Below are 10,544 nucleotides of genomic sequence, written 5' to 3' on the forward strand. Positions count from 1 at the left end.
CCTTCGACAAAACCTCAATCCGCTGCAGATCGCGTTCGCTCATCGCAATCAATCCCATCCGCAATCTCCCAGGTCATCAAAACCCGGGGAGAGTGACATTCCAACTTTGCAGGATCAGGACACTTTAACTTTGCGGCTACAGGAAATAATCAGATAATATACATTATGGAACTATAGAGAGATGCCTCATGAAGCGCCTTGCCCGGGAGCCAACGTCCGGCGCCCGCAAGAGCGATCCTTGGTATCCACGTCCTCAGCGACGGGTCGCGCGTCTTCAAGAACTTGCAGCACCTTGGCACGGAACCAGGCGTCGTGCGCGTCACGTCTGGCGAGCACTTCGAGCGGCAATGCGCCTTCGTTCGCTGTCCGCGTCAGAAGGATCCGGATCGCATCCGAGACGGTCAATCCCATGGCCTGCAGAACGACTGCGGCGCGGTCCTTGATGTCGGCCTTGATCCGCGTCTGGACCATCGCATTTGCGGCCATCGGAAAACTCCCTCTCACGGCATCATTGCAGTGACGATGCCTGGCATGCTCGACATTTTCAGGTGGCGTGGACAGAAGAAAGTTCGGCGTTGCCGACAACAAACCGGCGATCTCGGGCGCGCATGCGTCTGTGCCGAACCCGGACCGCTTCCGGACATGCAGACACCTCGTGAACTGGAACGGCGCTCTGGCTATCGACCTCGACGCAGTCACGTACCGCAGTCTATCTACCCGAAGCAGCTCCTGAACAAGCCCGAGAGCCAATTGGAGGAAATCTCAACGTCACCGCACATCCTTGCCTCGAGAAAAAAGATGTAGAACGTGATAAAATAGAAAGTCGTGATAGCACCAAGAACAAATAACAAAACCGCTGTTTTTCGAGCGCCGCCTATCATGACAATTCTCCTTTATATTGAGACGATATCTCAATATTCGGCGAGATTCGATATGCGCTTGGATATACTCTGATAGATAATTCTTAATTGACCCAAAATGGGAGCGCGCCACGTCAACCGGAACCATCGCGCCCTGATTTCGGCAGACACGATCTGCCCCTCGGCCTTTGCCGAGGAACAAGCGAGCGCAAGCGGCGGGTCAGGCGGGCGTTAAGGCCCGTCCGCTGCGCCTGCGATGCCGCTACCGCACCGAAGCGTCGGTCGGTTAGCCTCCGGCGCTCGCCGCGATGATCATCGGGTTCCCCGGTCGAGCTGGAAGGTCTGATCTGCCAATCGGGGCAGCATAGCTCGAAAGGCGATGCTGCGCGCACTTTGGAACAGGATCAACGCGATCCAGAGCCCGTCATTGCCGAAGGCCGGTTGCAGGACGGCCCAGGCGGCAAAGTAGATCGCCAGCGATGCGACCATCAGATTGCGCATCTGTTTCGACCAGGTGGCGCCGATATAGACCCCGTCCATCTGGAAGGCGATGATGCCGAAAATCGGCAGTGCCGCGACATAGGGCAGATAGGCGTGCGCAAGTGCTGATACGCCATCTGTGGGGGCGGTGATACCGATCACCCAGTCGCCGGCCACAAACAGACAGAGCGCGACAAGTCCGGCAAAGACAAAGCCCCATAGTGTCGTCAATCCGACCGCGCGATCGAAGGCTGGTCGGTAGCGCGCACCGACGGCGCGCCCGGCCAGTTGCTCGGCCGCCGTCGCCACCCCGTCGAGAAAGGCGACGCCGAAGAAATAGAAGCGCAGAAGGATCGTATTGGTGGCGAGAATGTCGATGCCGAGCATGCCGCTCTGGCGGGTGAAGAAGGAAAGTCCGATCAGAAGCGCGAAGGAGCGGATCATCATGTCGCCATTGACCGAAAAGGCGCGGCGGAAGGCGGTGAAATCCGGCAGGTTCCAGGCGCTCCGGTCGGTCTTCGACCAGATGAGATAGAGCCCCGCCAATGCTGTGACCGCCTCTGCCACCAGCGATGCCGCGGCAACGCCGGCCACGCCCCAGCCGAGACTGAGGGCCCAGTGCACGCTCAAGCCGGCATTCAGGGCATTGAGCAGGGTTTGCAGGATCATGCCCCAGAGCGCGTCGCCGCGCCCGATGATCCAGCCGAAGACCACGAAATTGAAGAGAACGAAGGGAGCGGACCAGACCCGCCACGCGAAATAGGTGGCGGCCGCCTCGGCGACTTTGCCTTCCGCGCCCATGGCGGCGAGGCCGAGCACGCCGATCGGCTTTTGCAACGCCAGCAGCGCCACCCCCGCGACAAGCGCGATGATCAGGCCGCTTGCAAGCATGCGCTGCTCTTCACGTCGGTCACCTGCCCCCAGCGCCTGGGCGGTAAAGCCCGTGGTCGCACCACGCAGGAAGTTGAAGGTGACGAAGATGACGTCGAAGATCACGGTGGAAAGCGCTACGCCCCCGACCAGAGCCTCATCGCGCAACTGGCCGATGACACCGGTCGCGACGAGCCCGACCAGCGGGCTCGACAAATAGGCGATCATCATCGGCAGCGCGATGCGAAGCACGTCGCGATGGGTGACGTCGAAGGGGCGGACGGTTGCCGCGGCGTGATCGGGGGGCGCGTGTTTCACTCAATCCAGCCGATGCGGTTCGCCGAGCGTATGCATCAGCCGGTTGGCCCAGCCGAAGATCGCAACCGCGTGGATAAGATCGAGGATCTGCAGGTCGTCGAGGCCGATCTCGCGCAGGTGGTAGAACTGGTAGGCCCCGACATTGTCGGGATGGGCCGTCAGGTCGACACCGAAATTGAACAGCGCCTGCTCGAACTCCGGCAGGTTGGCGTCAAGGCCGCTGCCGTAGATCTCGTCCACAACATCCGGCCGCTTTTCGAGCTGGATGTAGCGCGCCGCATGGACCGACGCGCAATAGATGCAACGGTTGACGAAGGATGCGGCAAGCGCGCCGATCTCCCGGCCGCCGCGCGAGAGACCACCCTCGCTGTACATGATGTCGTTGAAGAGCGGCGTGCGCTCCTTCAAGGTTTCCGGCTCGTTGGCGAGAACCAGCACATAGTCCGAGATCTTCTTGTTCGACGGGGTGATCTTCAGCGCGTCGATCTGGTCGGGCGTCGCGGTCTCGACGTCGACCGGTTTGACATAGGGTTTCCAGTCGAGCGCTTCGACGGTGAATTCGTGCACGGCGTGCGACATGTCAGTTGTCCCTCAGCATCTTGAGGCCGGCCACCACCAGCACCTGATAGTTCACGAAGGCGATGAGGCCGGCGAGCGTGACGATATCTCGGTCGTCGAGGCCCTCGGCGGCGAGTTTTTCGATGTTGGCGCGTGTCGCGTCCTTCGGCGAAAGCGTGACGAGATCGACATGGGTTAGGGTCGCTTGAAGGCGGCGGTCTGCACCATTCGCGCCGTTGCCGGGATCGGCGATTGACACCAGTTCCGCGGCCCCCTCCTCCTTGCCGAGCAATTCCCGGAAATGCGCGGCAAGCTCCGGCGAGTTCCAGAGCGCCGCCATGCGTGCGGCAAGTGCGGCTCTGAGCGCATAGGAAAAATTGCGTGGGTCGGCGGGGCGGAGCGCCGCCTGATAGCTGGTCTGGCTGAGGTGCTTCAGCTTCGCCCGTTGTTCGCGCAGCGCCTGCAGGTCGGGGAAGCGATCGAGACCGAGGACGGCGTCGATGACATCGTTTGTCGATGGTGAGGTCATTGGTTTTCCAGTCATCTGAAATGCGGTTCAGGCGGTCTTCTGTGCCGGCGCCGGTGCGTCGGCATCGACCCATTCGGTCCCGTCGAGCTCTGGCTTCTCGTAGGCGATCAGCGCCTCCCAATGGTGATCGACGTCCCGGATGAAGAGCGAGGCGGCAACCCCGCGCGCCAGCCAGAGCGCACCCTCGCTGATGGCCGGGATATCGCCGCTGACCTTGCCGACGCTGACGGAGGCGCCGTAGTTGAAGCAGTGGATGTCCTTGAGCCAGGGCGCCGTCCCCGGCTCCCTCTCGGTGAAGGAGAAATCCGCGTTCAGCCAGGGGAAGCGCCCGAGCCCGGGGTTTTCTTCCCCCGGCGGCGGCGTGTAGCGATCCTCCCAGCACGCGATCTGCTCCTGGTAGGGCGCAAGCTCGCTTCGGCTCAACGGATCGATGGAGAAGCCCGTGCCGAGAATGACGAAATCGGTACGGAAGACGCGGCCACTGGTGGTGGTGATGACCACTTCGCCGCCCTCTTGCCTCATCGAGCGGATGCCGCAGTCGAAATGGAAGTATGCGTTCGGGTGCCGGCTGACGCGTAGCGTCGAATTGTGGGGCGCCGGCGTCTGCTGCTTGGCTGCATAGTCCATCAGCCGCCAGCGCCATTCCGGCGAAATCTCGGCAAAGCCTGCGGTGACGCCATAGGATCCGATGCCCATCAGCTTGTTGACGGTCGGCATCTCCTTGCGGCGGGCGAGAAGACGCACCTCCCCTGCCCCTTGCTCCAGCGCCTCGGCGGCGTTGTCGACCGCCGACGCGCCGACGCCGATGACGACGATCCGTTTGCCCTTCAGGCGATCGAAGTCGATGTCGTCGGCCGAATGGGCCCAGGACCTCTGTCGCTCCATGGTCTTGACGAAGTCCGGAATGGTGGGCTCGCCGAGCCCGTCGCGGCCGGTCGCCATCACCAACTTCCGGGTGATGATCGGAGGTTGCGTGCCGCCGGCGATTTCAAGCTCCAGCAGGCCGTCGGCGCGCGGAACGATGCGGGTGACATGGGTGTCGTTCTCGACCGGAATGTCCATGACGTCGCGATACCAGCGCAGGTAATCCATCCACATCGGCCGCGGAATGCGGAAAAGGTCGTCCCATCCTGTTTCGCCGTTAAGCGCCGTGAACCAAGCGCGGAAACTGAGCGAGGCGACGCCGAGCGCCGGGCCGAGGAGGATCTTGGGCGAGCGCAAGGTTTCCATGCGGGCATAGGTGACCCACGGCCCCTCGAACCCCTTCGGCGCACGATCGACGATGCGCAGGTTGGCAATGCCGGCGCGCGTGAGCGCATGCCAGGCGACGAGCCCGCACATGCCGCCACCGATGATGACGACATCGCTCACCGGTTCGTCGTCCGGCGTGGTGACGGGCTTCGACCAGTTGGCCGGCGGATAGTTGAGATAGCTCAGGTCTTGCCTGACCCGCGCATCGAGTTCGGCGAGCCGTTGCTGCTTTTGACTGTCGGTCATCCCCGATCTCCTTCAGTTCGCGAGCAGGACGGCGTCGCGCTCGCGCCAGCCCACCCAGACGTCGTCTCCTTCGATGTGCGAAAGCGCCACGGGATCGATCTGCGCCGACAGCGTGCTGCCGTTGTCGAGCGCAATCGTCAGCGAGGTGTGGGCGCCCTTGAAGATGCGCTGGTCGATGCGCCCTTTCAGCGATGGACGCCCCTCCGGCTTGCGCGACAGGCAGAAAATCGCCTCCGGGCGCAGCGCCAGGGTGACGTGGTCCCCCGGGATCGGAGACGCGCCGTTGACGTCGCCATGCACCACGTTGCCACGCCATTCGACGGCGGCGATCCCGTCCGAAACCGAGACGACGGCACCGTCGAGAAAATTGCTCTGTCCGATGAAGTCCGCGACAAACCGGCTCCGCGGTCGGGCATAGAGATCGTCCGGTCCGCCCATCTGCTCGATCCTGCCCTTGTTCATCACGACGATGACATCGGACATGGTGAGCGCCTCCTCCTGATCGTGCGTGACGAAGATGAAGGTCTTGCCGGTCTTCTTCTGGATCGCCTTCAGCTCGATCTGCATCTGCTGGCGCAGCTTTGCGTCGAGCGCCGAGAGCGGCTCATCGAGCAGAAGCACGTTCGGATCGGGCGCCAGCGCCCGCATCAGCGCCACACGCTGGCGCTGTCCGCCGGAAAGCTGTGCGGGCATACGCTCGGCGTGATCCTGAAGCGCCACAAGGGCGAGGAGATCGCTGACGCGCTTGTGGATCGCTCCACTCTCCATGCCTTTCAGCTCCAATCCGAAGGCGATGTTGCGGCCGACGGTCAGGTGCGGGAACAGGGCATAGTCCTGAAAGACGATGTTGACGTTGCGCTTGTTGGGCGGCAGGTGCGAGATCGGCTTGCCCTCGAGATAGATCTCCCCCGAGGTCGGGCTGTCGAAGCCGCCGAGCATGCGCAGTGTCGTCGACTTGCCGCAGCCGGAAGGGCCGAGCAGCGTGACGAACTGGCCGGGCGCGATCGACAGGTCGAGATCATCGACGGCGGTCAATGCCCCATAGGACTTGTTGACGTTCTTGAAATGGACGGCAGGCTGCATTTGCGTCAGCTCCTGGAACGGCGGGTGATATGCTCGGCATAGACGCCGACAGCGGTGGTGACGACGAGAACGATGGTCGCCATGGCGTTGATTTCCGGCGACATGCCGCCCTGAACCTTGGCGAAGATCAGCATCGGCAAGGTCGGCTGGTAGCCGCCGAGGAAGAAGGTGCGGACGAAGTCGTCGATGCTGGTCAGCACGCAGAAGATCATGCCGCCGAAGAGCGCCGGCATCAGATAGGGAATGGTGACGCGGAGGAACGCGATGAAGGGATCGGCCCCGAGATCGCGTGCCGCATCGACAAGATTGGCCGGCATCGAGCGCAGCCGCGTCAGCACCATGATGACGACGAAGGGCACGGCGTGGACGGTGTGCGCGAGGATGATCGCGAAAGTTCCGGTCGGAATGTCCACCGCCCGGATGAAGATGCGCATCGAGATGGCATTGATCAGCCCCGGCACCACCGCCGGAAGGCAGGCGAGCGCGAAGATCACCGCCTTGCCCCAGATGTTTTCCGCGGAAACGAGAAGCGCGATCCAGACGCCGATGATCGTCGCCGAGAGGGTGGTGGCGAGAGCAATGCCGATCGAATAGAGCGAGGCTTCCAGGAACTGCTTGTCCTGGATCACCTTGCCGTACCAGGACAGCGTCCAGTTGCCGATCGGGAAGGCGATGAAGTTCGCATCCTTGAAGCTCATCGCCATCATCAGCGCCAGCGGCAGCACGAGATAGACGGCGAAGATCCAGTAGGAAGCGCCAAGCGCAGTTTTGGGAAGGTCGTTGAAATAGGTTCGCATCATTCGCCCTCACATCAGCCGGACAGAGCGGCCGCCGACGACCCGCATGAACAGCCCGACGGTCGTCAGGGACACGACGAGCATGATCATCGAGAAGGCGGCACCCTCGGGCCATTTGTCGTTCGACCCGTGGAACAGCGTCGCGATGACCTCGGGGAAGATCACTGAATTCGGGCCGCCCAGCAGCAATGGTGCTGCGAAGACGCCGACAGCGGTCAGGTAGACGAGGCTGCAGCCCGACACGATGCCGTCCTTGGAAAGCGGCAGGATGACCCGGCGGAAGCGTTGGACAGGCCCGGCCCCGAGATCCGCTGCCGCCTGAATCAACGGTGTCGGGATCTTCTCGATCGCCGAATAGAGCGGCAGAAGCATGTAAAGTGCCAGCAGGTAGATGACGCCGAAGCTCAGCGAGAAGAAGGTGTAGAGCATCGGGATCGGCCGGTCGATGAAACCGAACTCGCGCAAGAGCACGTTCAGCGCCCCGCGATTGGCAAGCAGCATGATGACCGAGAAGGTGCGGATCAGTTCGCCGGCCCAGAAAGGGATGAGCAACAGCAACAGGGCCCGCATCCGGTTCTTCGGCTGCACCACCTTCGCGATGTAGTAGGCGACGGGATAGACGATCACCAGCGTCGAGATCGTGACGACAGCGGCAAAGATCAGGCTGCGGACGAAGGGCAGGAAATAGAGCCGGTCGGAGAAGAACAGCGCGTAGTTCGCCAGCGTGTATTCGCTGCTTTTGTCGGGTTGCGGCGGGTAGTTGGCGAGAAGGCTGATATTGGCCATCTGCAGGATCGGCCCGATATGCAGCATCGCGATCCAGACAAGCGGCACGCCGGCAAGCACGGCGAGGCGGATGCGCCGGCTGTCGACGAGACGTCCGATCGTGTGGCGGTAAAGCCCTGAGCTTGCCGCCCGGCCGATCCAGCCGGCGTAGCGCGGCGCCGTCGACAAACCGACGGATGGCGGCTGTGTTGTCGTATCCAACATTGTCTTTGTTCCCGGCTCTGAAAGAGGCCATTTTTATGGGCGACCGGCCGGAGCCGATCGCCCGGATCGGACGTCAGGCCGACTTGATCTCCGCGGTCGCCTTGTCGATCATCTCGTTCTTCATGTCGCGATTGACCGAGCTGAAGAACTGGATGCGCTCCACCTGTTCGGGCGGCAGCGACAGGGCAGCCCGCTCCTTGTCATCGAGCACCTTGTCGACGCCATCGAAGGCCGACGAGAAGCCGGACTGGCGGGTCATTGCCGCGCCGATTTCCGGCGAGGACAGGATGGCGTCGAGGAAGGTATAGGCCGCGTCCGCATTCGGCGCGTTGTTGACGATGTTGAAGGAGTAGAGGAAGCCGAAGGTCCCTTCCTTCGGCACCGAGATCTCGATCGGATGGCCGTCCATCACGAGCTTGGCAGCCGGACCGGACCAGGCCTGGGCCAGATAGATGTCCTCGTTGACGAACATTTGCTGCAGCTCGGAGCCGGCATCGTAGTACTTGCGCACCTTGTCCTTGTGCTGGATGAGGAAATCGCGGGCCTGGTTCGTTGCGGCCTGCGCGACATCGGGCTTGTCACCATAGGTCACGTAGTCGCCGTCATTGCCCTGGTAGCGCATGACGATGGAGAGGAAGTCGCTGACGATGTAGGACGTCAGGTTCTTGTTCTCGTCGTCGAACATGATCGCCCAGCTGTCGGAGGCCTTGGCGTATTCGGTGTTGCGCACGAGACCCTCGAAGCCGGCAAGCAACGGCACGCCGAAGGTCTTGCCGTCGACGGTCAGCTGCGGCGCGCCCCTGTAGGCCGCGGCAAGCTTGTCCCAGTTCTTCAGCCGCGCGGTATCGAGCGACGAGAGCAGGTTCGACTTCATGAACTGCGACAGACGGTGACCGGTCACGGTCACGATGTCGGTGGAGGGGGCGGCACCTTCGGCGGTCAGCAGGTTGTACTGCTTGCCCTGGTCGTCGGTCAGCCGGATGCGCACCTCGATGCCGGTGTCCTTCTGGAACTGATCGATGAAGGACTGCGGCACGAACTTGTCATAGGTCGTGATGTTGACGACCTTGCTCTGGGCGAAGGCCGGACGGATGATCGAAGGCGCTGCGAGCACGCCGGCCCCGGTTGCCAGGAGCTTCATTGCTGATCGGCGGGTTACGTCAAAACTGTTCATCTCGTTCTCCTCATTTTAGCTGGCTCAGTTTTCCGTCTGAGCGTTCAGAGCTTCTGCTCCCCTTTATTTCGCCGCCGGTTTTTCCGGCGGCGCGCCAATGCCGGCGGTCCTGCCGGCAAAGCTTCTTTCGGCGATACGCGCCATCTGCTTGGGATCGTGGACGCTAAGATCCGGCATCCGTTCCGACGCGATCCGCGATATCCGCTGAATGAGTTCCCGGACGCCGGCCGAAAGCGGACGCGAGCCCGCCGACAGGATCGCCCAGAGGAATGGGATTTCGACGTCGAGCGGCCGAACGACGATGGGCGCAGATTGCAGGCCGTAGGCCGTTGCCGGCTCGATGATCGCGACGCCAAGGCCGAGCGATGCGATCTGCACGGCGTTCTGGGCTGCATTGGTGGCGATGATCCGGCTCGGCCGCACGCCCGCCGCATCGAGCGCTTCATCGACGCTGTGGCGCAGCCGAAACGGATTGGACATGGTGACGAGCGTGCGCCCGGCGAGATCGGCGACCGAGATCATGTCCTTTGCGGCGAGCGGATCGTGCGATGCAACGGCTGCCACGCAGCGACCTTCGAAGAACCCCTGCACCTCCAGCCCCGGCTGATCTGCCGGCAACGAGGTCACGCAGAAATCCGCCGTGCGCGCGAACACCGACTGCACGGCCGCCTCGGCGGGCATGCTGCGCAGATTGATCGTGTGCGGCAGCAGATGATCCGGCAGTTCGGCGAGCGCGATCGGGATGATGCCGCTGGCAAAGGCCGGCGTCGCGGCGATCTCGATCGGCTCCGGTTCCTTGCCGGCGATCGCCTTGGCGCGGTTGCGCAGGTGCCCGATGCCGCTGACGAAACGCTCAGCGTCCTGATGGAAGGCGATGCCCTTGTCGGTCGGAGTGATCCGCGGCCCATTGCGCTCGAACAAGGCAAAGCCGAGCGACGTCTCCAGATCCTGGATCAGACGCGTCACCTGCGACTGCGAGCGGTCGAGCAGCCGGGCGGCACCCGTGATGCTGCCGGTAGACATGACGGCGAGAAAGGCCTCGAGATCGCGAACTTCCATGGGTATCATGCATTCCTTGCATGCTAGATAATCAATAATGCATAAATTGAATTCTCAGGGCTAGTGACAAAAGACAATTTTCTTCGCTGTGCGCGCCGCCAGAACGTGCCGCCTCACCAGTCCATGACGACCTTTCCGGAATTGCCGGATCGCATGGCCTGAAAGCCGTCGCGGAATTCGTCGATGGTGATGCGGTGGGTGATGACGGGGGCAAGGTCGAGGCCGCCCTGCACGAAGGCGATCATCTTGTACCAGGTCTCGAACATCTCGCGGCCGTAGATGCCCTTGAGGTTGAGCATCTTGAAGATCACCTTGTTCCAGTCGATCTC

At 62.4% G+C, this 10,544-nt stretch carries 10 protein-coding genes and 1 pseudogene; all 11 read right to left on the minus strand.

All coding sequences use genetic code 11. From position 1 onward, the window contains the following. Positions 1 to 186 precede the first annotated feature (186 nt). A complete protein-coding gene (locus tag VGO12_RS11265) occupies positions 187 to 486 on the minus strand; it encodes a type II toxin-antitoxin system RelB/DinJ family antitoxin (RefSeq protein WP_327512843.1) in 300 nt (99 codons plus the stop codon). A 686-nt stretch (positions 487 to 1,172) separates the two neighbouring features. Next, the gene (locus VGO12_RS11270; protein WP_327512832.1) at positions 1,173 to 2,528 is read right to left on the minus strand and encodes an MATE family efflux transporter; all 1,356 of its coding nucleotides are present in this window, start codon (positions 2,526 to 2,528) and stop codon (positions 1,173 to 1,175) included. Continuing rightward, positions 2,529 to 3,107 carry a peroxidase-related enzyme gene (locus VGO12_RS11275; RefSeq protein ID WP_327512835.1) on the minus strand — a complete coding sequence of 193 codons (579 nt, stop codon included), beginning with the start codon at positions 3,105 to 3,107 and terminating at the stop codon, positions 2,529 to 2,531. A 1-nt stretch (position 3,108) separates the two neighbouring features. Continuing rightward, positions 3,109 to 3,615, minus strand: a complete 507-nt coding sequence (locus VGO12_RS11280) for a CMD domain protein (protein ID WP_327512837.1) — start codon at positions 3,613 to 3,615, stop codon at positions 3,109 to 3,111. Positions 3,616 to 3,642: 27 nt separating this feature from the next. Further along, a complete protein-coding gene (locus VGO12_RS11285; protein ID WP_327512838.1) occupies positions 3,643 to 5,112 on the minus strand; it encodes an NAD(P)/FAD-dependent oxidoreductase in 1,470 nt (489 codons plus the stop codon). A 12-nt stretch (positions 5,113 to 5,124) separates the two neighbouring features. After that, a complete protein-coding gene (locus tag VGO12_RS11290; RefSeq protein ID WP_327512839.1) occupies positions 5,125 to 6,195 on the minus strand; it encodes an ABC transporter ATP-binding protein in 1,071 nt (356 codons plus the stop codon). Between the two features lie 5 nt (positions 6,196 to 6,200). Further along, positions 6,201 to 6,992, minus strand: coding sequence for an ABC transporter permease (locus VGO12_RS11295; protein ID WP_327512844.1), 792 nt, complete (start codon positions 6,990 to 6,992; stop codon positions 6,201 to 6,203). Between the two features lie 9 nt (positions 6,993 to 7,001). Further along, complete coding sequence (locus VGO12_RS11300; RefSeq protein ID WP_327512840.1) at positions 7,002 to 7,982, minus strand: ABC transporter permease; 981 nt, start codon at positions 7,980 to 7,982, stop codon at positions 7,002 to 7,004. 73 nt (positions 7,983 to 8,055) lie between these two features. Then, complete coding sequence (locus VGO12_RS11305) at positions 8,056 to 9,156, minus strand: extracellular solute-binding protein (protein ID WP_327512841.1); 1,101 nt, start codon at positions 9,154 to 9,156, stop codon at positions 8,056 to 8,058. Positions 9,157 to 9,219: 63 nt separating this feature from the next. Beyond that, on the minus strand, positions 9,220 to 10,224 hold the full coding sequence (locus VGO12_RS11310; protein ID WP_327512842.1) for a LysR family transcriptional regulator: 1,005 nt from the start codon (positions 10,222 to 10,224) through the stop codon (positions 9,220 to 9,222). A 104-nt stretch (positions 10,225 to 10,328) separates the two neighbouring features. Further along, positions 10,329 to 10,544 (minus strand): annotated as a pseudogene (gene tdh / locus VGO12_RS11315) (L-threonine 3-dehydrogenase); the annotation flags it as partial.

The sequence above is a fragment of the Ensifer sp. genome, assembly GCF_035999135.1.
Classification (GTDB): Bacteria; Pseudomonadota; Alphaproteobacteria; order Rhizobiales; family Rhizobiaceae; genus Ensifer.

Bases quoted from the DNA above. Each gene is read 5' to 3' on its own strand.
- VGO12_RS11295 (WP_327512844.1), bottom strand. From the start codon at position 6,992: ATGCGAACCTATTTCAACGACCTTCCCAAAACTGCGCTTGGCGCTTCC.
- VGO12_RS11305 (WP_327512841.1), bottom strand. From the start codon at position 9,156: ATGAACAGTTTTGACGTAACCCGCCGATCAGCAATGAAGCTCCTGGCA.
- VGO12_RS11285 (WP_327512838.1), bottom strand. From the start codon at position 5,112: ATGACCGACAGTCAAAAGCAGCAACGGCTCGCCGAACTCGATGCGCGG.
- VGO12_RS11300 (WP_327512840.1), bottom strand. From the start codon at position 7,982: ATGTTGGATACGACAACACAGCCGCCATCCGTCGGTTTGTCGACGGCG.
- VGO12_RS11280 (WP_327512837.1), bottom strand. From the start codon at position 3,615: ATGACCTCACCATCGACAAACGATGTCATCGACGCCGTCCTCGGTCTC.
- VGO12_RS11275 (WP_327512835.1), bottom strand. From the start codon at position 3,107: ATGTCGCACGCCGTGCACGAATTCACCGTCGAAGCGCTCGACTGGAAA.
- VGO12_RS11265 (WP_327512843.1), bottom strand. From the start codon at position 486: ATGGCCGCAAATGCGATGGTCCAGACGCGGATCAAGGCCGACATCAAG.
- VGO12_RS11310 (WP_327512842.1), bottom strand. From the start codon at position 10,224: ATGATACCCATGGAAGTTCGCGATCTCGAGGCCTTTCTCGCCGTCATG.
- VGO12_RS11290 (WP_327512839.1), bottom strand. From the start codon at position 6,195: ATGCAGCCTGCCGTCCATTTCAAGAACGTCAACAAGTCCTATGGGGCA.